The following is a 22,032-nucleotide window of genomic DNA, read 5'->3' as shown; positions in this document are numbered from 1 at the left end:
GGAGGAAGGGGTGGGCGATGGCTATTATCAAACCGTGGAACGCCATTCTCAACTGCGGGAAGCTGCGCGGTCGCGCGCCGCCGGGCCGGCACGGCACGTCCGGGTCCTTCCTCATCGCGACTGGGACACCATGTATTCGACGGCAGCGCGCACCTGGGCGTCGGTCAGGCCGGCATTGCCTCCCTTTGGCGGCATCCCGCCCTTGCCGCGCAGCGCGGAGGCAAGCAGCGCGTCGGTGCCCGCTACAATCCGTGGCGCCCAAGCATTGCGATCGCCCAGGACCGGTGCTCCTGCTACGCCCGTGGCATGACAGGCGCGGCAAATCTGGGTGTAGACTGTCTTCCCGTCATTGCCGGCCGCCATGCCGGCAAGCGGCAGCAGGCAGCAGAGCAGTGCGATGATCCACTTCATTGATCGTCCCTTGAATGGCGCCGGTGCGAGCAATGCACAGCCCCAAATTAAGGGAGTGAAGCAACCGACATGCCATGCCGCACGATGGGGCCGGTTCGTTTCTTGCATTCGTAATGTCCAGATTTTTCGACCGAGAGGTAATTCGTGATTCAGAGCAAGCAATTCTTCCGGACGGTTGTTTGTGCGGGTGCCGTGGCGTTCGGCCTGGGGAATGCCGGCGGCGTTCTCGCGCAGGCAAATACCGAGGCGAAACGCCTGAGCGAAACACGTGGCGACGTGCTGTATCACAACCGCTGTTCGGTGTGCCATGGGGATCGCGGGGATGGCAATTCGCGTGCGGTGAAGAGCCTGAATCCGCCGCCGCGGGATCTGACGAAGGTCACGGAGCTGCCGCGTGACTACCTGATCAATGTCATTGCCAACGGAAAGCCGGGTACCGCGATGGTCGGTTTCGGGAACCGGCTGAGCAGTGAGCAGATCGGCGCGCTGGCCGATTACATCCAGCGCGACATCCTCAACCGTGCGGCCGTGATTGCGGCTGGCAAGATCTCCGGGATCTCGGGTACTTCGGCATACGGCGAACTGCCGGCCAAGCCTAACGCCAAGGCGCCTGCGCCGTCGTCTGCGGCCGACGTCGCGCCGGCTCCCCCGATCGCGCTGCCGCTGCCGGGGGAAAAACCGGTTGCTCCCGGCGAACGGGCCGACATGAGTGCGCCGATGCCTTCCGGCCTGAAGGGGGATGCGGCCAAGGGCAAGGCCTTCTACCAGGCCAACTGTGCCGAATGCCATGGGCAGACGGGAGCGGGCGACGGTCCGCGGGCATACTTCATCCGGCCCGTGCCGCGTAACTTCACGAGCGAGCGTTCGCGTGCGGTGCTTAACCGCCCGGCGATCTATGCGGCGACCTTCTTCGGCCGCAATGGAACCGAGATGCCCGCGTGGAGCAAGGTCCTGAGCGAGCAGGAGATCGCCAACGTTTCGGAGTTCGTGTTCCAGAGCTTCATCGCGGCGGATCAGAAGGCGGCAAAGGCGAAATGAAGTTCGGAGTTTGGTTGGGCGGACTGGCGGCGGTCGTAGCCACCCAGTTCGCCGCCTCTGCGTTGGCGGCAGCTCCGAGCCAAGCGGAGGCGCGGCACGAGGCCGGACGCAAGATCTACAATTTCCGCTGCTATTTCTGCCACGGTTATTCGGGTGATGCGCGGACGCTCGCTGCGACCTATCTCGCGCCGAAGCCGCGCGACTTCACGCGCGACACCGAAAAGGACATCAATCGCGAGCAGATGCTGGCGGCGGTGCGCAACGGGAAGCCCGGGACGGCGATGAAGGGCTTCAAGGGCATCATCCCGGAGCGCGATATCGAGCTGGTGGTCGATTTCGTGCGTGAGGAGTTCATTCGCCGCAAGCTGGTGAATACGCGTTACCACACCAAGGAAAACGGCTGGCCGAACCACGAGCGGCACAAGGTGGCATTTCCCTTTGCCACCGGCGAGATTCCGCTGGATCGGCCGTGGGACAAGTTGAGTCCGGTCGAGCAGCGGGGGAAGCGCTTGTTCCTGTCGACCTGCATCACCTGTCACGATCACGCGCGAACGGAGGATCCGGGGCCGGCCTGGGGCGGGCGGCCGTTGTCCTATCCGCGCAATCATTTCGATCCGGGCGATTACACCGCGGCGCCGCCTACCGCAGCTGATGCGATCGCCAGCGCAAGCCCGTACAAGCTGCATGATGTCATTCCGCAGGTGGCTGGATTGTCTGCGGCGGAAAAGCGCGGGGAGACCCTGTTTCAGGCCAACTGCGCGTTCTGCCACGGCGCAACGGGCACGGGGAAGAACTGGATCGGCAGTTTCATGGAGCCTCATCCGCGGGATCTGACCGATCCCGCGTTCATGCGTGACATGACGCGGGAGCGACTGGCGCACACGATTCGCGAGGGTTTGCCGAATACGTCGATGCCGGCGTGGAAATTGGTGCTCAAAGGCGACGAAATCGACGCGATCATCTCCTACGTGTCGCGTGTCTTCCATCCCGTGAAGCAGTGATCAGTCGGCCATGCTCCGAAGGCTGGGGCTGGCCGCGTTTGTTCCATTTCCGTCGGAGCTTGCACATCACGAGGCTGCGCGCCAGCGTAATCCCGTTCCGCCAGGTGTCGTGGTGCGGCCCATAGCAATGTTGTTCGAGCCTGGCGAGTTCCTTGCGGTACTGGCAATCAGTGGGCGCGTAGAACGCGAGTTCGCCTAGCGTTTTCGGCACGGCGGCGGGAGGGCGCGGCGCTTCCAGTTGCAGTAGTGCGCTGCGGGCCGCCCGGGCATCGCCGCACAGGCACGCGTGCGCAAAGCGGAGCCAGGCGGTGGTGCGGCGGAGAAGGGCAATGCACAGGCCGCCGGCCAATGCAATCACGAGCAAGTATGTGGCGGCCGTGGAAGGCTCGATTCCGAATGGAGCACGGGCGTGCTCGATGCCGGCCGTCGGTGGTGGCGGTGCAGGCGGCGTCGGTGACGGAGCGCTGTCGGGGATGGGCGATCCGGAGGCGCCAGCGGGAGTGCGGGACGGTGCGGCTGCAATGCTCAGCGAGCGTTCGGGCAGGCGAGCGACTTCGGCGCGATGCGTCCCGACATTCCACCATGCGATGCGCGTTTCGCTTACCGTCACCGCGCCCGGGCGTGCAGGGACCATGGTCCAGGTTTGTTCACGGACTCCGATGTTCCAGTCGCCTTCGATGCGGTTGTGCAGGGCAGGGGGGGCGGGGTGGGCGGTGATCCCGTCTCCGCGGACCTGCAGTTCGGGAAGCTGGCTGGCATCGATCCCGCGTGCGCTGATCCGGATCGTGCGCTGGATGGGCTGCCCGGCGGCGAGCGTCGCGGGGTCGGCACTCCACGATTCCGCGAGTTCGAGCGCATGGGCGGGAAGCCATGCCCCTGCGGGGGCTCCGCGAGGGATCGGGCGGACGCCGGGCTTGATCCGTGGTGCGTTGAGTACGATATCGGGTGCTGCGGGAGGCGTGCTGCCGCGATGTGCCGAGATTCCGGCCGGCTCTAGTGCAAGCTCGCCGCTGGCGAAGGGAAGGACGGCGTAGCGTCGCTCGGTGACCCGATAGCGGCGACCTGCGTGGGTGAGCTCCTCGATGCGTTCGCCAATCGGCCGGATTTCGGCGAGCGGCGCGGCGGGGGCCCTGAATTCGAGATCCCGAAGGCCGATGGCCTGGTATAGACGAACCGTGTAGAGCGACTGCGATTGAACGTAGGGCGCCGACGGAGACAACTTCGCCTCGAGCCAGAGTTCGGGCGTGTTGTTCGTGCCGCCGGGCTGATCGCCCGCCGCGGTGCCGCCCCAAAGAGCGAGGCTCCAGGCAAGGATGGCCGGGCGCAGCGCGTGCAGGCGGTTCATTCCCATGGCTTGTCCGCTTCGCCGCTGCGACGGCGTGCGTCTTCGAGTTGCAGCTTGCGCCGTAGCAGGCCCGCAGGTTCGTCCGGGACGCGCCGCAGCCACTGGTCGGCGAGGAGGCTGGCTTCGCGTCGGGCATCGTCTTCCGTGGGCCGCCTTTCGGGTGGCGAGGGTGCGTTGCGGGCGTCGGAAGGTGGCGGCGGAGGGGCAGGCGAGTCCTGAGCCGTCGAATCGCGGGTGGCGGGTGGTGGCTCGGGCGGTGTACCTTTCCCCGAGGGCGGATTTCCCTTCGCGTCGAGCAATGCCCGCACGAGATCGCGGTTGTGGCGAATGTCGGGGTCCGCTGGCTGCAGGGCGTGTGCTGCTTCCAGGGCGGTGAGGGCTTCTGCGAGGCGGTCGATGCGAGCCAGTGCGGTGCCGCGGTTGTAGAGCGAGTCGGCATCGTTGAACGGCGCGAGTGCCTCTGCAGCGGCCTGGAAACGACCGGCGCGATAGTCGGCGAGCGCCCTCCATCGCGCGTCGGTGAATTGCGCGGCGGCTTTGTCGTAGTCGCCGCGTTGCAGGCTCGACAGGGCGTCCTTGTGCGAGGAAGGGCGCCAGAGGGAAAAGTCGAAGGCGTTTGCGTCGGCCGGCGGCAGCAGGAGCGCGACCGTGACAGCGAGAAGCGGTCCCGCGCGCAAGGCAACGGCGGCAAGCAGCGCAGCAAACGCGAGGATCCAGGGGCCAAGGTCGCGCGGGGTGCCGGTGCGGCGCGTGCCTTCGCTTGCGGCTCCGATCTCCACGTCGAGCAGGGAGACAAGCCGGCGGATGTCGGAGTCGTCGGTGGCGGCGTCCAGCCACAGGCCGCCGCTGGCGGCGATTTCGGTGCGAATGGGCGCCGGGGCTGGGAGGGCCGCCGGTCCGATCTGCAGAACGGAAAGGCGGATTCCCGCTTCGCGCAGGGCAGCCGCCGCGGAGGGGGCGATCTCGGCACGCGCCGGCGATGCGCGGAGCCAGACGATGTCGCGCGCTGCGGCTCCGCTGCGGGCGAGGATATCGGCACCGAGGCGCAGGGCGCGGTCGGGGCGGTCGCCCGGCGCCGGCATTACCGCCTGTGACAATTCGGGAGCAAGCAGGGCGAGCGTCGCGGTGTCCGTCGTGGGCGGGGCGATGAGCCAGGGCTCCTCCGCGTAGGCGATCACGGCGGTCTGGCCCGCGGGCATTGCCCGGAGCAAGTCGAGCACTTCCACGCGCAGGCGCGCGGAGGCGTCTTCCGGGGCGGAGGAGGATAGATCGGCGATCAGCACGCGCGTCGCATCGGTGCGGAAGGTCGTGACCGTCTTGCCGGGCAGGGCCGGGCCTGAGAGGGCGATCAGGGCGAGCACGATCACCGCGCCGGGCAGGGCGCTCCGGCGAGCCTTGTGCGGCGTGGTCGTCAGGATCGGCAGGAGGTGGGCGTCGACGACGGTTTCCCACCCGGATGCGTTGCGCACGGGATTGCGCGATGTGTGCAGGAGCCATGCGGCGACCGGCAGCAAGGCCAACAGCCAGAGCGGGCGCAGGAGAATGAAACCGTCAAAGGCGAGGCCTGGTCCGCTGCCGGTCACGAACGCCTCCGAGCTGCTTCATGGCGGCCGAGTGCGCCCAGCAGCAGGGCGCATGCGAGGGCCGCGCCGAGTGGCCAGGGGTATAGCTCTTGCCGGGTGCGTATGATCGCGTCGGCGCCGTCGATGGGCTCGAGCGATTCGATCTCGCGATAGAACGCGGCCAGTGCGGCGGCATCGGTTGCGCGGTGATAGCTCCCCCCGGTCTGTTCCGCGATCGAGCGCAGGGTGCGTTCATCGAGGTCTGCGGACGAGTCCTGCGCCGCTTCGGGGGACGATGGCCTTGCCGTATTGCTGCCGATCCCCACGACGTGGATGCGCACGCCCTCGCGTTGCGCGATCCAGCTCGCCTGCTCCGGGGTGAGCTTCCCGGCGGTGTTGGCGCCATCTGTGAGCAGGATCAGGACGCGTGCGTTGCCGGATTGTTCCCGCATGCGCCGCACCGCCAATCCGATCGCATCGCCGATCGCCGTTTCGCGTCCGGCGAGGCCGGTGCCGGTGGCGGACAGTCCGTCGGCAAGGGCGTGGATGTCCCAGGTGAGGGGGGTGTGCAGATAGGTTTCGCTGCCGAAGACGATCAGGCCGATGCGGTCGCCATCGCGCCTGAGCACGAAGTCCCGTGCGAGCGTGCGCGCCGCGTGCAGTCGTTCGACCGGGCGGCCGTCGAGGTCCAGGTCGCGCGTGGCCATGCTCGCCGAGACGTCGAGCGCAATCATGAGGTCGCGGCCGCTCATCGCCACCTGTGCAGGGTCCGCCAGCCCTTGTGGTCGTGCCGCCGCAACGAGAAGCAGGGCCCACGCGCAGGCGACGAACCAGCGGCGTGCCGCGTGCTGCCGGACCTCGGGCGGGCTGGTCGGCGAGCCTTCGGTCCGGCCGGTGGCGAATGCCGCCACGGACGGCACGCGGAGCGCCGGTGTCGGAGTGGTGGCCGGCCACCACCGCCGAAGCAGCCAGGGCAGCGGCAGGAATGCGAGCATCCAGGGCCAGGCGAAGCTCATGGAGCGTTTCTCCGCAGCCATTGGCGCGTGATCCGGAGCAGGGCGACAGCGTCGGCATCCTCGCCGGGGGAGCCTGGGGGGCGATAGGGCAGTTCGTCCAGAACCCGGCCCGGACCGCTGGTGAAGTCGCCGTGCGTGCCGTGTGCGTCGAGAAAGCGCAGCCAGTCGGCGCCGGCCAGACGCGCGACGTTCTCGCGGGGAAAACGCGAGCGGGCATAGTTTCGCAGAAGTCGGGATATCCCGCGGGCGAGCGTGACGGGATCCTGCGCTGCGGCGTGATTGCGCGCGAGTGCGTCGAGCTCGCGCAAGGCGCGGCGCAAGGGCGTCTGCCTTCGATGGCGGCGCACGGTCCATGCGGCGATCAGGACGACAGCCAGCGCAACCAGCAGCACGATGGGGGCCGGCGGCCACATGTCGGGCGGTGGCGGCAGGTGGATGTCGCGCAGCTGGTCGATCGAAGGGGGTAGCGGTGCATCGGCCGTCATGGCGCCCGCCATTGTGCGCGGGGATGAAGGGGGGCGATGAGGGCGCGCAGCACGTCCGCGGGATCGTCGTTTGTCGCCAGCTGGATCAGTGTGGCGCCGCAGTGCCGCGCAGTTGCCGCGAGCTGCGCACTGCGGCGGCGAAACGGTTCGCCGTAGACCGCGCGTGCCGCGTCGCCGCGCAAATCCAGCGTTTGCTCCGTGTCTCCGTCGGCGACCCGATAGACGCCTGCCGGTGGCGGGGTGCTCTCGAGCGGGTCGAAGACCTGTATCAGGCTCAGGCCAGATCCGGCTCGCAGGCGGGAGATGTTGCTGCAGGCCCCGGGAGCCTGGAAATCGCTGATCAGTACGGCGTGAGTGCCGGGGCGTAGCGCGCGGGCCAGGGCAAGCATGGCGCCTTCCCGCGATGCGGAAGGGGCTGGACGATCGGAGGTGGCGTACGCGGCCGCGCTCGAGGTCAGCGCGCGGATCAGCGCAAGCGCGCCGGTCTCGCGCCCGCGAGGGGGGATCTCGCGATGGGTGCGGCCGTTCCAGACGACGCCACCGATCCGGTCGCCGGCCTCCACCGCCGCCCAGGCGAGCAGGGCGGCGGCGCGTGCTGCAATGACCGACTTGAAGGCGACGCGCGAGCCGAACTGCATCGTCGGCCCCAGATCGACGAAGACGAGGACGGGGTGTTCGCGCTCGTCTTGGAAGAGTTTGGTGAACGGGCGGCCGCGCCGGGCGGTATGGCGCCAGTCCACGTTGCGCAGGTCGTCACCGGGGCGGTAGGCGCGGACCTCGGCGAACTCCATGCCGCGGCCGGTGAATGCCGTGCGGTGGGCACCGGCGAGTCCGGCCTTGGCGTCCGTGCGTCGCCAGGCGCCGTCGACGACACGCGTACGCAGGGCGATCAGGTCGCGCGCCAAGGGCATGTTGGAGGCTTCTGCGCCGCCTGGAGCAAGTGTTTGCGCGGGAGGCTGCGGGGCGGTCCGGGTGATGCGGCTCACGGTACCGGTACGTGGTCCAGCAAGGTGGCGATCAGGGAGTCGGCGGTGATTCCGTCGGCCTGGGCTTCCCAGCCGGGGATGATGCGATGGCGCAGGATGTCGGGGGCCAGGATGCGGATGTCGTCCGGCGACACGTAGTCGCGGCCGTGCAGCCACGCACGTGCCCGTGCGCAGCGATCGAACGCGATGCTGGCTCGCGGGCTGGCGCCGTAGCGCACACTTCCCGACAGTTCGGGGACATAGCGTTCGGGCGCCCGTGTCGCCGCGACGAGCTGCAGGATGTAGTCTTCGAGCTCGGGGCTGAGGTAAAGGTCAAGCACGGCGGCACGCGCCGCGAAGACGTCGTCGGGCGTGACGGCGGGTGTCGGTACCGGGCTCGCCGGGGAGTCGGCGCCGGCGAGCGCTTCCGCGCGCGCAAGGCGCAGGATGTCGCGCTCGATCGCCGTATCCGGGTAGCCCACGCGCACGTGCATCAGGAAGCGGTCGAGTTGCGCCTCGGGCAGGGGGTAGGTTCCCTCGTGTTCGATGGGGTTCTGCGTTGCCATGACCAGGAACAGGCGTGGCAGCACGTGTGTTTCCTGTCCGATGGTGACCTGGCGTTCGCCCATCGCCTCGAGCAGCGCGGACTGGACCTTGGCCGGAGCGCGATTGATCTCGTCGGCGAGGAGCAGGTTGTGGAACAACGGGCCCCGTTCGAAGTGGAAGCTGCCGTCCTGGGGGCGAAAGATTTCGCTGCCGGTGAGGTCGGCGGGCAGCAGGTCGGGTGTGAACTGGATGCGGTGGAAATCGGCGTCGATCAAGGCTGCGAGCGTGTGCGCCGCGCGGGTCTTTGCAACACCCGGCGGGCCCTCCACGAGGAGGTGACCGTCTGCGAGGAGCGTGACGAGGAGACGCTCGACGAGGGCGCTCTGACCCAGCACCAGGGTCTCCAGCGTGCGGGCAAGGGAGCGAAAGCTGTCGGTGCTGGTCATGGAGCGATTATGCAGGTGCCGAAGCCGGGACGTCGTGCCGGGCTTCAGATGGCGCCCTTGTGCAGCGCGGTCGAGACGAACGGGATGCCGAAAAAGGTAAAGAAGGCGACGACGAAGGTTCCGGCGATCAGCAGGCTGTTGGTCGCCGGCCGCGTGTGGAAGGACGCGCGGACATGCAGGGTGAGCCCGATGGAGAGCCAGGTGAGGAGCGACCAGATCTCGAGCGGATCCCACGACCAGTAACGGCCCCATGCGTCCTGCGCCCAGATCGCGCCGGCGACGATGCCGAGGGTGTCGAAGATGAGCGCCAGGGCCATGAAGCGGTAGGCGCGGGCATCCAGCAGCTTGTCGTCGGGTAGCGACGCGAAGCGGCTTCGACCGATATCGGCCGCGCGCAGCAGCACGATTCCAGCGATGCCGAGAGCGATGAAGGCGCAGCCGAGGAAGAGCTTGATGAAGGCGATATGGATGAACAACCAGACCGTGCGGTAGGTCGGCGGCAGGAGAGAGTCCTGGCGGTCGATCAGCAGCATCCAGGCCATCACCATGATCACGACGGGCATCAGGATGGCGGCGAAGGCGCGCAGCCTGGGAAGTCGCCAGTAGCCGAAGGCAACCGCAAGCATCAGGCCCCAGATGTTGGCGGAGAGCATTTCGAAGGCATTGCCCACCGGCAGGTGGTCGAGGCGTACCCAGCGTGCACCGATCGACAGGGTGTGGGCGAGCACCGACAGCCATATCAGGGCCATGGTGGTTCGCTCGGGGCGCCGTCGGAAGACGAGGCCCACCAGTGCCAGGACGCAAACGACGGAGTAGCCGACGAGGGCTGTCCACAGGCTGAGAAGTTCGAGTTGCAGCAGATCCATGGGCGAGTCTTGGTGGGGGGGCTCAGGGGCGCGGGAAGATGACCTGTTTGTCGGCGTGCCGGATTTCGGCCAGCAGGCTGCCGTCGGGCTGTTCTGTGCCTGGCACCTGCATGCGGACTGCTACGCCGCGGCCGTCGCGTTTGATGTCGTCGGCGGTAAAGCCCGGCGGAATCCCTTTCGTGGGGCCCCACGGCCCGCGCCCGAGCCTGGCCTCCCATTCCCACAAGGCCGAGCGGGCCTGCGCGATCTGGAGCCGATCGGGATCCTTGTCGGGCTCCACGTGCAGGTAACTGCGCATGGCGCCCACCGCGGCCGTGAGGTCGCCAAGTGCTTCGGACGTTGTCGCTACGCCCCAGTAGGCCCCGGCCAGCAGCGGGTCGCGGTCGAGCGCGGCGGTGTAGAAATCACGGGCGGCGGCATGATCCCGATTGCCTTCCAGTGCGCGTGCGAGCAGCAGAAGCGCCTGTGGCTCGTTCTTGAGTGCCGGTCGCTGGCGATTCAGGGTCGCGATCGCCTCATTGAAATGTTTCGCTTCGATCTGGCCTTCGGCGGTCTTCAGTGCGTGCCGGGCAGGAGGAGGCAGGTGATCGTGCTTGTCCTGTGTCGCAGGCGACTCTTCCGCTCTTGCGGGTGAAGAGCCTTGCCGATGCTGTTCGAGGCGCGCGAACGGTGCATCGATGTTTCCTCGCACTGCGCGTCCCGGCAGCAGGCTCAGCAGATAGCCGCAAAGGATGATTCCCGCGGTTACTGCCAGGGCTGCGGCGCCGCGGCGATCGCGCCGTTTGCGTGGAGATGGGGGCGTGGTCATCGATCAACGGGTACGTGCGGTGCCGGCTGCGAGATGCCGCTCGACGGTCGTAGTGTCGAGCGCGAAACGCACGCCGTAGCAGCGGAAGGGAGAACTCGGCAGGCGTCGGGTGCGGTTGCCGTAAATCGAGAGTGCGGCAGGACCCGAAGCCCAACGACCACCGCGCAGCACGCGGAATTTTCCGGGGTCGCCCGGCACCTCGTGGGGGGCGCGCGCGACCGGGTTGGTTTCGCCACCCTTAAGGCTGTTGTAGTGCTCGACATTCTCCCAGTCGGCGACGTATTCATAGATGTTGCCGGCCATGTTGCGCACTCCGAACGGCGACGCTCCTTTCGCGAACGCATCGACCGGCTGCACGTTGCATGAGGTGGCGCCTTCCTGGAAGGACGCATAGGTGTCGTCCGGATATTCGTCGCCCCACGGGTAGCGGCGCTTGTCATCGCCGCGGAATGCCCGGACCCATTCGATCTCCGTCGGCATGCGGAATCCCATCCAGGTCGAGAACTCGTTCGCGAGATCCCACGACAGGTGCGTGGCGGGCAGGTCCCGGTCGGGGGCGACCAAGGTGAAGCCGTTCGCGCCGCGGCGTACGCTGCATCCGCCGAGCGAGCCGCTGTCGTCATCCTCGGGATCCTTCGCGTCATAGTGCGCGGCGTGTACCGGTTTGCCTTCGCTCATGAAGCGGAGGAAGTCGCGGGCGCGCGCCTCGTATTTCGCGATGTAGAAGCTTTTCGTGGCGAACTGCAGCTCACGCATGCCGTTCTCGAGGTTGAGCCCTGTCTTCGGGTCGAGGTGCGGCACGGGTACCCAAACCTTGCCGGCCGGGATCAGGACGAACTCGACACCGTTGACTTCGACCTCCGCCGGCAGCGGGGCCGCAGCGTGGGCTGCCAGCGGCAGCATGGACAAGACGGCGCAAGCAAACCGTAGCAGTTTCTTCATTCATTTTCCTCCTGACGGGACGCGTACGACGCGGAAGCCGACCGTGTCGAGCCGGGTTTCCGCGTCGAGCGAGGTGCGGGCTTCACAGCGCATCCAGCGGATATCGGAACGGATGCTGCCGCCGCGCGCAGTCCGGCTCACTCCGTGTGCGGCGGAGTCGATGCGCGGATTGAAAAGGGCATGGCGCCGGTAGGCGTCGTCGGCGTAGGCATCGAGGGTCCATTCCCAGACGTTGCCGAGCATGTCATACAGTCCGGCAGCGTTTCCGCTCATCCTGCCTGCCGGTTGCGGGTTCCGCGGCCGCTTGCCGGCCGATGCGCGACCGTAGGGCGACGAGTACCACGCGACGCCGTCCATGCGGCCGCGGTCGGGAAGTGCGGTGACCGGTGCGCTGCCGGCGCGACAGGCGTATTCCCATTCGGCCTCGGTCGGCAGGCGGTAGCGCCAGCCGGGTCCGGCTCGCTCGCTCAGGCGCGCGGTGAATGCGACCGCCTCCTGCCAGCTCGTGCCGCTGACCGGCAAGTCGTCGGCTCCGGCGCCGGGGCGCGGTCCCATCACCGCGCGCCACTGGGCTTCGGTGATCTCGTGCCGGGCAATCCAGAACTCGTCGATGCAGGCTTCATGCACGGGGCCTTCGGTCCTTTCCACGCGGCGACGGAAGGCGCCGTCCTGGTCGGCAAATGCGTCGGCGGGGACGCCCATCTGATAGCACCCCTTCGCCATCCGGACGAAGGTGATGCCGCTGAGCGGATCCTTGACGGTGGGATTGTGTGCAGAGGGAGCAGCCCGAGCGGAACCGGAGGCGGCGGCGAGCGCCAGAGCAGCCGACAGGAGAAAGCGGTCAAGGGGTGTCATGATGCGGTTGCAGTTTGCACGGCCGGAATACGCAGGGTACGCCAGTAGTACAAGGACATGCACAGTACGAGAATCAGTGACGCGCCCATGAGCCAGTCGGATGCGAGGTCGTACACGATGCGGTAGCCCATCCAGCTGCGCAGGCCGAGGTAGGTCAGCGAGCCGTCATCGAAGGAGATGGTCTGGCCGGGTTCCAGCGTTTCGCGGGTCGTGTCACGGCGCACGACGATGCGATGCGGCAGCGATTTCGCACCCAGGCCGCTGCGCTGTTCACCCGGCTGCATGAGCGTGGAGCGCTGCGGATCGAGCATTATCCAGAGCGGCCGGCCGTTCGGGGGAGTCCATTCGTTGGCCATGCCGAAGTCCAGATCGCCGCGCAGTTGCACTGCGCCGACGTCGGTTTCGCCGTTTTTCGAGTGCCAGCGAAATACCGGGGAAAAGCCGCGATTGTAAGTCGCGTAGATGCGGTAGCCGGCGAGCAGGAGCGGGACGTCGTTGGCGATCTCCGCGACGTGGCTGCGACCGGCGCTGTCCCACCAGCGGATGCGGCTGTGGATCGCGGGACCGCGTTCGTTGGCGTCGAATGCTTCGAAGACCCCCTCGTTGGCGAAGCGCAGCCGGTCGAGTTTGCTCGGGTGGAACGGCCCGCGCTGCTCGATGTCCAGCACGCCGGCGAAGGGCTCACCGCCTTCGGTGAGCGTCACCGCGCCATCGAGGTAGGTCAGGCGGGCGAGTCCGACGAGGGCGATAATCGCGAGCAGTGCCAGATGCAGGCCCAGCAGCAGCGGGTCGCGACGAAAGCGCGGCCGCGTCAGGATGGAGGCGAGCAGCGTCACTGCGAACAGAGCGAGCGGGACCGTCCACGCGGCGGTGATAAGTTCCGGGAAATGGATGGACAGCACTGCGCTCGCGGCCGCGAACGCAAAGAACGCGAGCATCCATTTGGGCGACGCGAGCGCGTGCAGCGTGCGCTCAGTTGCAGTAGCCGCCATCGTTCATCCACTTTTCGCCGGTGCCATCCGAGCCCGAGCGGCCGCAGCGGCTTTCGGACCAGTTGCCGCTTGGCACCCAGGTGCGCACGCGCAGGAAGGATTCGACGTAGTAGGGGCCGTTGGTGTAGCGGCCGTTGCGGCTCGGGTAGTTGGCGTAGCCGCTGGTGGGGTCGCAGCTGCCCGCGGCCGCGCCGCCCTCGGGGCCGCGGCAGTTGAGGTTCACCAGCAACGCCTTGTTCTTCCAGCCGTGCGGCACGGCGACGTGGCAGCGCATGCAGGGTGCGCCGCCATGTTCGTTGGCGTGGCCTCCGCCGCCGTTCGTCCCGGCATTGTTGAAACCGCTGGTGCGCCCGGAGCCGTTGTCGCCGGTGCCGGTGGTGCCGGCAGTCGGGTTGTGGCAGTTGAAGCACAAGCCGGAGCCGCCGATGGTCGTGCTTGTACTCCAGTCGCCACGCAGGATGAAGTCGTTGCTCGAGCCATGCGGGCCCTGCACGGTGGCCAGATTCGGCCCCGAATCCTGCGTCCAAGTGGCGTTGTGGCCATGGCAGTCGGAGCAGTGCATCGTCTGAGTACCAACCGCCTCTTTGAACGGTGTGCGGAAGTTCGGGCTGGTCGTATCGGAAATTCGCCGCTCGTCGAAGGTACGTCCGGTCGGGTAGTGAAGCGGATGCCAGGAACGGTGGTTGGTGACTGTCGTGTTGTCGAGGTCGGTCATTTCGGACGACAGCGTGTCGCCGGGGAAGGAACCAGTCGGCTCGATCGAAGTGCCGTCGTCGGTACAATTTGTGCCGCATTCACCCAGTTCGCCCTGGTCTCTCGCGGACACCGGGGTGTCCAGGGCGTTGACGCTGAGCTCGGCGGCGATGTTGGTGTAGTTCGAGCCGATGCTGTTCGACGTGCTGCCGCCGGTGTAGCCCGTGGCGGGCGGCGTCAGGCCGAAGCCGTAGTCGGAGTGGCATTTGAGGCACAGCTGGTACTCGCGCGTGAGGAACTTCTGGGCCTTGGTCGTGGCGGTATTTGCGCCCGGATCCCCACGCTTCACCTCGTAGGCGCCTGGCAGTTCAGGCCAGTCGCCACTTGCGCTCCAGGTGGGTTCGACGCCCCACATGCCGCGCAAGGCGCCGGACGCGAGGTTGCCGTTGGCGCCGCCCGGTTTGTGGGTGCGGCGTGTATCGGCGTCAGTGCCGTTGAAGAGGGCGTTCTTGATGACCCGGTGCGGATTGTGGCAGTCGGTGCATTCGACGTGGCGGTTGGTGCTGACGCCGGCGCCCAGCTTTTCCCGCGATTCGATGAAGTCCGTGCCGCACTTGTTGCTTGGTCCGCTGCAGTCGACGTGCCCCGCGTCCGTAAAATTGCCGCCGATGTCGTGTTTTTCCGTTCCGGTGATGGGCATGCGGCGCGCACGGGTGAACTCGTCTTTAATGTTCGGCACGCCGGTGCTGGCGGTCATCGTCGTCACCGTGAGGATGCTGGCTGTGGTCGTGGTATGGCACTGGTAGCAGGTTTCCTCGATCGCGGGATTGCCGCCTGCTTTCGGTGAGGTGGTGCTGTCGGTGCCTTCGCGCAGCAGACGACGCGAGCCCTGTACCGTGTGGGTATCGTGGCAGTTCAGGCAGCCGGCTTCCCAGACCTTGATGATCGGCGAGCCGTTGGCGCCGCCGTCCGGGAATTCGCGCTGCGTCGCCGCCGGGCCCTTGTACGAGTAGGTCGCGACGTCGGAGTTGGCGTGAGCGGAGTTGGACCACGCGAGGTAGGCATTCCCCTCGCCATCCTTGTTGCGATCGTGGCAGCCGAGGCAGATCTGGTCGTTGGTCGGGCTGAACTCGGTGCCGGCGCTGGCGTTCTTCTGGAAGCGGTTGAGGCGCAGGAACTTGCTTGCCGTCAGGTGCGGGTCGTGGCAACTGGTGCACTGCAGCTTGCCCTCGTGATCGAGCGGCAGCATCGGCTTGACGCCCGAGCTGCGGACGCCGACGACGGTTTTTCCGCCGGTAACGTACGGCGGAGAGCGAAGTTCTCCGTCGCGGGTGGCCAGCGTGTCGTTGAAGGTGAAGGAGATGGGGTGATCGTTGCGCAGGTCGGTGCCGAGGTTGCGCGTGAAGCCGGTCGTCGTGCCTGCACCGACAGGCATCTTGTCGACGCCCGCCGCCATCGGGATGCTGCCGGTCGTGCCGCTGCCGGGGCTGTTTGCGACGGTTCCGATGGCGATGCTACCGTCGTGGCAGGAGAGGCACAGTTTCGACGCGCCGCCGGGTTCGCCGATCGGGCTGTTGTTGAGGACGTCTTCGGCGTCGAGCGAGTTCGATGTGTAGGGGGTGTAGGTGGCGGCGTAGGTGTTGGTGTCGTTTGTGGCGCCGCCAATCTTGCGGTTCCAGAGTGGCGCCGGCGCGGTCGCATTGGCGGCGTGCGGGGTATGGCAGAAGACGCAGATCTGGTTCTGGGTGGCCGCCTTGACGCTTCCCGGTCCGGTGGCGGACAGGTTGTGCTTGGTGCCTTTTACGTTCGCATTGGTGTTCTGCGCCGGCGCCAGCGCGCCGTATCCGAGCAGGGCTGCCGCGACTAGCGCGAGGGCATGGAATTTGCGGAAATTCTTCATAACCTTTTCACTGCTGCGGGTATTTTTCGGCGCATCGGCGAATGCGAAACGGTTAATGCTAAACGATTATGGGATCGGCGCGAAGTTGCGCGGCTCGGCGCCGGCCTGGACCTTGAGGTCGCGGCGCGTGGCGTTGACCTTGCGCAGCATCTGCTTGACCGCCTCGGGCATGCGCTGGCCGGCGGCCATTTCCTGCATCTGCCCCGAGAGGTAGGAGTGGTTGATGAGGATGTCGAACACGGCCAGCATGAATTCCTGTTTCCACGACGACAGCTGGTCGAGATTCTGGAACTTGTGCATGAAGAAGTTGCGCGAGGCGCGGCCCAGCTCGCGCTCGACTTCCTCGAGCGTCATCGCGTCGGGTTTGACGACGGGCTGCACGAGGTTGTACTTGCTGTAATCCTTGGTGGCGACGTGGGCCTCGAGCTGCGGGTAGAGGTCGGCGTAGGGCCAGGGCGCGATGGCGAGGAAGAAGGCCATGTCGGGGTTGTAGAGCTTGGCGAGCTCGACGGCTTCCTTGAAGGTCTCGGGCGTGTCGCCGGGCATGCCGAGCACGAAGGAGGTTTCGGAGACGATGTCGGAGCCGTTGATGATGTCGATGGCGCGGCGCGAGTCGGCGGCCTTCGAGCCTTTCTTGAACAGGTCGAGGGTGGCCTGCTGGCCGGCTTCGACGCCGACGTAGATGTGCTCGACGCCGGCCTCGGCGTAGCGGTCCATGATGTCCTCGTCGCGCACGATGTCGTCGACGCGGGTTTCCATCAGCAGGCGCACGCCGGGCTTGCGCTCGATCATGAGCTGCAGGATGCGTTCCCAGCGGGCGCGGTCGAAGGTCGGGATCTCGTCGGCGAGCATGGCGACTTCGACGCCGTACTTCTGGTGCAGCATCTCGATTTCGGCGACGAAGTTCTCGGCGCTGCGGGCGCGCCAGCCGCGGCGCCAGAAGAGCTTTTGCGAGCAGAAGGAGCAGTCCTGCTGGCAGCCGCGTGCGGAGGAGACGATGGCGAGGCGTGCGTCGTTCTTGGCGCGGTACTTGTAGATCGGCCACTCGACGAGGTCCCACGCGGTGGGCAGGGCGTCGAGGTCGCGGATGAAGGGGGCCGAGCGGGTGGCGATGACGCCGCCGTCGCGCCAGAAGGCGATGCCGGCGACCTTGGCCGGGTCGTCGCCGGCATTGAGGCAGTCGAGCAGTTCGGGCAGGGTGCGCTCGCCTTCGCCACGCACGACGTAATCGATGGCGTCGTGGTCGATGCGCAGCATCTCCTGGTAGCAGAAGGTCGCATGCACGTTGCCGATGACGGTGACGATTTCCGGGTCGATCGCCTTCGCCATGCGCAGCAGTTTCGTTGCAGCGACGATCGCGGCCGTGAATGCCGAGGTGCAGATGACGTCGGGACGGAAGTCCTCGAGGCGCTTCTGGATCTGCGCTTCGTCGTGCCACAGGGCCATCGCGTCGTAGTAGTCGACTTCGTAGCCTGCCTCGCGCAGCGAGCCGGCGATGTAGACGAAGCCGACGTTGAGCCAGGTGCCGGCGGATTCGACGACCCCGGAGTGATAGGGCACGGTGACGAGGGCGACGCGCTTGATCTTGCGTTGCCGCGGTGCGGTCGGGGCGGTCCGCGGGGGGGGGATGAAGGTGATGGGGGAGCCGTTGGTTTTCATTGTTCTCTGCGCGCGGACGTGTTGGGGGTCAGACTACCGGCGGCATGGTAGGTGAGCCCTAGTCGGCAGGGTTTGACGTACATCAACGGCATTGTCGAAGGCGAGGCGGAACAGCGCGCCGGCGGGGCCGGCACGCGGGAGATGTCGTGGAAACGGCGCTCGATCAGCGAGTGGCTGAGGAGGTGTCGGCGGGCGATTCCGTGCGGGGGACGGGGTTGGCGAGCATCTCCTCGCTCAACTCGTCGCACGGGCAGACGGGCGGGGTCATCGGCAGCGGCGCCGGGATGGCGCTGCCGGTGGCCGGTCGGCGGGCGCGGGCGAGGCCCATCTTGAAGCGGATGGAGAAATTCACGTAGGCCTCGAGGAAGCGGAAGATGCGCTTGTCACCCATCGGGCCGACTGCACGTTCGCTCGGCACGGGGGTGATCCTGCCGTCGACGAGTTTGGCGCGGCCGACGATCTGGAAGTGGCCGTCGTGGTCGATGTAGCCGAGGTTGTCGGTCTGCACGGCGATCACGGTCGGGAGGTTGGCGAGGTCGTAATGCCGCAGCAGCCCGACTTCGCCTGCCGGCAGCGGCTGCAGCGTCTCGATGTCGACGACATCGACGCGTGCCCAGGGGGGCACGCGGCGGCGGCGGGCGGAGCTGCGGCCGAGGATTGCCGAGCGCAGCGTGTCGTCGAAGTAGCCGGTGGCCGTTTCCGCCATCCCCAGCACGTTCACGCAGTGCGAGGCGGGAATCGCGAGCACTTCCTCGGCGAGGCGGAAGAAGTCGTCCTGGGTGAGTTCGCCGAAGCGGCCGCGGTAGCCGCCGCCGTCGCCGATGCGGCTGCCGGCGGGCAGGCGGAAGCGCAGTCCGCGCGCCTTGCAGGCGTTGAAGAAGTACACGAAGGCGGAGGTCGATCCGATCATGGCGACGGGAACGCCGGTGGATTCGGATTGTTCGAGCGCGGCGATCAGTGACTTGATGTCGAGCCCGGAGTAGTCGAGGAGGAAGCGGCTGTCGGGCGTGCCGAAATGGCGGCGCGTCTCTTCCATGCCGATCGCCATGCCCATCGACGGGGCCATCTCGGGGCTGGGGGCGAGGATGAGGATGCGGCAGCGCTGGCCCCTGGCGAAGTCGGGGAACAGCCACGCGTGGGTCATCGTGCGGTTGGCTGCGAGCACGAGTTCGCGGCCGGTTTCGTCGCGGAAGATCTGGCCGCGCCGGATCGCCGTGGTGCCGCTGGTGAGCTGGGCCATGACGGCCTGCTCGAGCGGGAAGGAGGTGACGATGGCGGTCTTGAAGGCGTCGGTGGGGAAGGCCGGGATGTCGCGCCAGTGCGTGACCGTGTCCGGGCTGATCCCCTTGGCCGCGCAGAATTGGCGGTAGGGCTCGTTGCGCGCGTATTGCCAGGCGAAAAGTTCGAGGGCGAGCGTGGCGAAGGGGGCAGAGTCGCCGTCCACGCCGCCGTCGATCATCGCCCGGATGCGGGCGGCGAGCCGGTCGCGTTCGGGGTCGGCAGTGCTGGCGGAGTTTGCGGTGTCGGTGTTCATGCGCGCTCCCCCCTTACAGGCTCCAGGCGACGACGAAGCCCGTGCCGATCAGGAAGGACGAGCCGAGCACGGCGTGCTTGATGATCAGGAGGCGCTTCTTGACATCCTTCATGCCGGCGCCGTCCCAGCTGCGGTAGTAGAAGAAGCGGAACAGGCCGGTGAGGATGATGCAGCCGAGCGAGATCGCCGTCACCCACACGAAGACGCCGATGAGTTCGTTCATGAGCGCGAGCTGGCCCGCGTCGAGTGCCGGATCGGCGGCACGCTGGCGCAGCACGAACATGGTCAGGAAGCCGCCGAACCACAGGCCGGTGAACAGGTCGTGGGCGAAGTCGTTGATGAGGATGAGCCAGGGTTTCATGTGCGCGGCGATGCCCGTCGGAAAGCGAATGCCGCGCACTCTAGCAATTCGGCGCCGGGGTCGGGTTGATGCTGATCAGATCGCTTGCCTATGGCGGATTGTCGCAGGTGCTGATCATCCAGTTCTTGCCGGTGCCGGTGGTGTTCGTCGTTCCCCCCTGGCTGTTGGCAATACGGTCACCGGACGCCTTGCCCGCCGAACCGCAGTCGGTATCGCTCCAGCTGGCGTTCTGCTTGAAATTCACGACCTTCAGCTTGGCGTTGCGGTAGTACGGACCTTCGTTGTACGTGGAGTTGCTTCCATTCGTTGCAACTTCCTTGCTGCTGCCGGCATAGCCGGCTTCGGCGCCGATGTCGTTGAGGTTGACGAGCAGGGACTTGTTCTTCCAGCCGTGCGGGACGGCGACATGGCACCAGTTGCAGCGGATTCTCCCGATCTTGTCGGTATGGTAGGCGTGCAGATCGCCGCGTCCTCCGCCACTGAAACCCGTGCCCGTACCGTTGCGATCCGCGTAGCGGGTCGATTCGTGGCACTTGAAGCAGAGCGTGTTGGCCTGCCCGCTGCCGCTGCTGGTGTTCCACAGCCCCTTCAGCAGGAAATCATTCGCCGAGCCGTGCGGCCCCCAGTTCTGTCCGGCAGCAGGCGTGATCGTCCCGGCCGCCGTGTCGGAGCCGTGGCAGTCGGTGCAGTGCATGGTGTTGGTGCCGACACTCGCGTTCCACGGCGCGCGCCACGCATTGGCGACGGCGGTGTTGCGCAGGCCGATCGTGCGGCCGGTGTTGTTCATGACCGGATGCCAGGAGCGATGGTTGTCGGTGTTGTAGGCCGCGCCCGCGCCGGCATCGGCGCCGAGGGAGCCGGGAGCGCCCTGGTGCGCGGTCGGCGCCTGGAATTCGCGGGCCTGGTTGGTATAGCGCGTATAGTTGTTCCGGCCGGTGATGGCAGCCCCGGAAGACGTGCCGGGCGGGCCGAGTTCGGGGCGCCGGTTGCCGCTCGGGAATACGTTATCGTCGGGGTAGCCGTAGTCGGAATGGCACTTCAGGCACACCTGGTATTCGCGCGTGACCCATGGGCTGCTCACTGCGGTGCTCGCGCCCTGCCCGCCGTCGCCGACCTTTTCCTGGTAGCTGTTCGGCAGTTCGAAGAAGCTGCGCGAGCCGTATACGGGCTCGACGCCGAAGGCGCCGCGCAGGGCGCCCGATGCGATATTGCCGTTCACCCCGCCGGGCACGTGAGTCCGCTGGTCCGTCCCGCCGAGGTTGAACAGGCTGTTGCGCGTGACGCGGTGCGGGTTGTGGCAGTCGGTGCACTCCGCGTGCCGGTTGTTTACGTTGATCTGGCCCAGGCTCTCCCGGCTCTCCGTGAAGTTGCGGTCCTTGATGTCGTGGATTTCGACGCCCGACTTCTGCTCCGCCGTGGTGATCGGCATGTGCTTGTTGGTGGGGCCGAAGTCCATCTTGATGTTCGGGACGGCCCCGGTGGCGGTGCTGATGACGCTTTCGGCCGCGTTCGCGTGGCACTGGTAGCAGGTTTCCTCGATGGCGGAAACGGTGTTGGGTGTCGAGGTCGAGCCGGTCTTGTAGCTACCGACGCCGGTGCCGCCGCTGGTCCCGCCGACGCCTTCGCGCAGCAGTCGCCGTGAGCCCTGCACCGCGTGGGTGTCGTGGCAGTTGAGACAGGCGGCCTGCCAGACCTGGGTGGTCGTGGGAAATTCGCGGCGGTTGGCGGCCTCGAGCTTGTACTGCTCGTCGGCGATGGTCTGCGAGGCGTGCGAGGACTGCGACCATGCGGTGCCGAGCTTGTCGTGGCAGCCGAGGCAGATCTGATCGGAGGCAGGCTTGAAATCGGTGCCGGACGGGGTGACGGTCTGGAAGCGGTTCAGGCGCAGGAATTTCGATACGTCGAGATGCGGGTCGTGACAGGTGGTGCATTGCACCTGTCCCGCTCCGGCCGTGCCGGTCGGCTGCAGCGGCAGCAGCGGCTTGAAGCCGGTGCTGCGGATGCCGATGACGGTGCCCGAGCCGGCGGGGTAACGCTGCTGGAGGTCCATGCGGCGCAATTCGCCGTCCGCGGCAGCCAGCGTGTCGTTGAACGTGAAGGAGATGGGATGGTCGTTGCGCAGGTCGATGCCCAGATTGCGCGTGAAGCCGGAGGTGGCGCCTTGCGGACCGGCCGGCATCTTGCCAGCGTCGGTGCCGCTCATCGTCACCGACACGTTGGTCTTGCCCCCCAGGACGCCGACCGTTCCGATCGCCATCGTGCCGTCGTGGCAGGACAGGCACAGCTTGGAGCTGCCGCCGGGTTGGGACAGGGCGCCGAAAATGGTCTGGGCGTCCAGCGAGTTGGATGTGTAGGGCGTATAGGTGGCGCTGGAAAGATCGCGGTTCCACAGCGGCGCCGGCGCGGCAGCGTTGGCCGCATGCGGGGTGTGGCAGAAGACGCAGATCTGGCTCTCGGCGGTCGCCTTGACCGTTCCCGATCCGGACGCGGACAGGTTGTGCTTGGTATTGGCGATCTTCGACTGCTGGGCTGCGGCGGGGGCGATGCAGGCGAGCGCAAGGAGGGCGATCGCGGCGTGGCGCAGGGCGCTGTCTCTTATACCCATCT

The 22,032-nt window shown here is 67.0% G+C and carries 19 protein-coding genes; 2 read left to right on the top strand and 17 right to left on the bottom strand.

Features of this window, described 5'->3' with window-relative positions:
* Positions 1-111: 111 nt before the first annotated feature.
* Positions 112-411: a c-type cytochrome gene (locus GO615_RS24125; RefSeq protein WP_169132430.1), complete on the bottom strand. Its 300-nt coding sequence runs from the start codon at positions 409-411 to the stop codon at positions 112-114.
* A gap of 144 nt (positions 412-555) precedes the next feature.
* Here GO615_RS24125 and GO615_RS24120 point away from each other — a divergent pair, with 144 nt between their 5' ends.
* Together GO615_RS24120 and GO615_RS24115 are read left to right on the top strand one after the other, a co-directional pair.
* A complete protein-coding gene (locus GO615_RS24120) occupies positions 556-1,449 on the top strand; it encodes a c-type cytochrome (protein WP_169132429.1) in 894 nt (297 codons plus the stop codon).
* A 14-nt stretch (positions 1,450-1,463) separates the two neighbouring features.
* Positions 1,464-2,450, top strand: coding sequence for a c-type cytochrome (locus GO615_RS24115; protein WP_246262437.1), 987 nt, complete (start codon positions 1,464-1,466; stop codon positions 2,448-2,450).
* On the opposite strand, the gene GO615_RS24110 is transcribed toward GO615_RS24115, so the two are convergent.
* The 16 genes from GO615_RS24110 to GO615_RS24035 all read right to left on the bottom strand — a co-directional run bounded on the left by GO615_RS24110 (position 2,407) and on the right by GO615_RS24035 (position 22,030).
* A complete protein-coding gene (locus tag GO615_RS24110) occupies positions 2,407-3,801 on the bottom strand; it encodes a BatD family protein (protein ID WP_169132428.1) in 1,395 nt (464 codons plus the stop codon). The two genes, GO615_RS24115 and GO615_RS24110, sit on opposite strands and share 44 nt — an antisense overlap.
* A complete protein-coding gene (locus tag GO615_RS24105; RefSeq protein WP_169132427.1) occupies positions 3,792-5,309 on the bottom strand; it encodes a vWA domain-containing protein in 1,518 nt (505 codons plus the stop codon). Before GO615_RS24105 ends, GO615_RS24110 begins: the two co-directional genes overlap by 10 nt.
* Before the next feature lie 65 nt (positions 5,310-5,374).
* The gene (locus GO615_RS24100; RefSeq protein WP_169132426.1) at positions 5,375-6,373 is read right to left on the bottom strand and encodes a VWA domain-containing protein; all 999 of its coding nucleotides are present in this window, start codon (positions 6,371-6,373) and stop codon (positions 5,375-5,377) included.
* Positions 6,370-6,858 (bottom strand): DUF4381 domain-containing protein, encoded by a 489-nt coding sequence (locus tag GO615_RS24095; RefSeq protein ID WP_169132425.1) that lies wholly within the window; start codon positions 6,856-6,858, stop codon positions 6,370-6,372. Before GO615_RS24095 ends, GO615_RS24100 begins: the two co-directional genes overlap by 4 nt.
* Positions 6,855-7,844: a DUF58 domain-containing protein gene (locus GO615_RS24090; RefSeq protein ID WP_169132424.1), complete on the bottom strand. Its 990-nt coding sequence runs from the start codon at positions 7,842-7,844 to the stop codon at positions 6,855-6,857. Before GO615_RS24090 ends, GO615_RS24095 begins: the two co-directional genes overlap by 4 nt.
* A complete protein-coding gene (locus GO615_RS24085) occupies positions 7,841-8,815 on the bottom strand; it encodes an AAA family ATPase (RefSeq protein ID WP_169132423.1) in 975 nt (324 codons plus the stop codon). The genes GO615_RS24090 and GO615_RS24085 overlap by 4 nt, the downstream gene beginning before the upstream one ends.
* Before the next feature lie 44 nt (positions 8,816-8,859).
* Positions 8,860-9,681: a cytochrome c biogenesis protein CcsA gene (gene ccsA / locus GO615_RS24080; protein WP_246262436.1), complete on the bottom strand. Its 822-nt coding sequence runs from the start codon at positions 9,679-9,681 to the stop codon at positions 8,860-8,862.
* 22 nt (positions 9,682-9,703) lie between these two features.
* Positions 9,704-10,489, bottom strand: a complete 786-nt coding sequence (locus GO615_RS24075; protein WP_169132422.1) for a tetratricopeptide repeat protein — start codon at positions 10,487-10,489, stop codon at positions 9,704-9,706.
* A gap of 3 nt (positions 10,490-10,492) precedes the next feature.
* A complete protein-coding gene (locus GO615_RS24070; RefSeq protein ID WP_169132421.1) occupies positions 10,493-11,431 on the bottom strand; it encodes a formylglycine-generating enzyme family protein in 939 nt (312 codons plus the stop codon).
* Positions 11,432-12,286 carry a formylglycine-generating enzyme family protein gene (locus GO615_RS24065; protein WP_169132420.1) on the bottom strand — a complete coding sequence of 285 codons (855 nt, stop codon included), beginning with the start codon at positions 12,284-12,286 and terminating at the stop codon, positions 11,432-11,434.
* The gene (locus GO615_RS24060; protein WP_169132419.1) at positions 12,283-13,278 is read right to left on the bottom strand and encodes a hypothetical protein; all 996 of its coding nucleotides are present in this window, start codon (positions 13,276-13,278) and stop codon (positions 12,283-12,285) included. Before GO615_RS24060 ends, GO615_RS24065 begins: the two co-directional genes overlap by 4 nt.
* Positions 13,259-15,871 (bottom strand): cytochrome c3 family protein, encoded by a 2,613-nt coding sequence (locus GO615_RS24055; protein WP_169132418.1) that lies wholly within the window; start codon positions 15,869-15,871, stop codon positions 13,259-13,261. The genes GO615_RS24060 and GO615_RS24055 overlap by 20 nt, the downstream gene beginning before the upstream one ends.
* A 66-nt stretch (positions 15,872-15,937) precedes the next feature.
* Positions 15,938-17,530, bottom strand: a complete 1,593-nt coding sequence (locus GO615_RS24050) for a B12-binding domain-containing radical SAM protein (RefSeq protein ID WP_169132417.1) — start codon at positions 17,528-17,530, stop codon at positions 15,938-15,940.
* A 163-nt stretch (positions 17,531-17,693) separates the two neighbouring features.
* Entirely contained in the window at positions 17,694-19,064 is a 1,371-nt protein-coding gene (locus GO615_RS24045) for a LuxE/PaaK family acyltransferase (protein ID WP_169132416.1), read from the bottom strand.
* Positions 19,065-19,077: 13 nt separating this feature from the next.
* Positions 19,078-19,425 carry a hypothetical protein gene (locus GO615_RS24040; protein WP_169132415.1) on the bottom strand — a complete coding sequence of 116 codons (348 nt, stop codon included), beginning with the start codon at positions 19,423-19,425 and terminating at the stop codon, positions 19,078-19,080.
* A gap of 88 nt (positions 19,426-19,513) precedes the next feature.
* On the bottom strand, positions 19,514-22,030 hold the full coding sequence (locus GO615_RS24035; RefSeq protein WP_169132414.1) for a cytochrome c3 family protein: 2,517 nt from the start codon (positions 22,028-22,030) through the stop codon (positions 19,514-19,516).
* Positions 22,031-22,032: the final 2 nt, after the last annotated feature.

The sequence above is a fragment of the Aromatoleum evansii genome (assembly GCF_012910805.1).
Taxonomy (GTDB): Bacteria; Pseudomonadota; Gammaproteobacteria; order Burkholderiales; family Rhodocyclaceae; genus Aromatoleum; species Aromatoleum evansii.
Note: the sequence above shows the minus strand (reverse complement) of the source record. Positions and strands in the feature narration are given on the sequence as shown.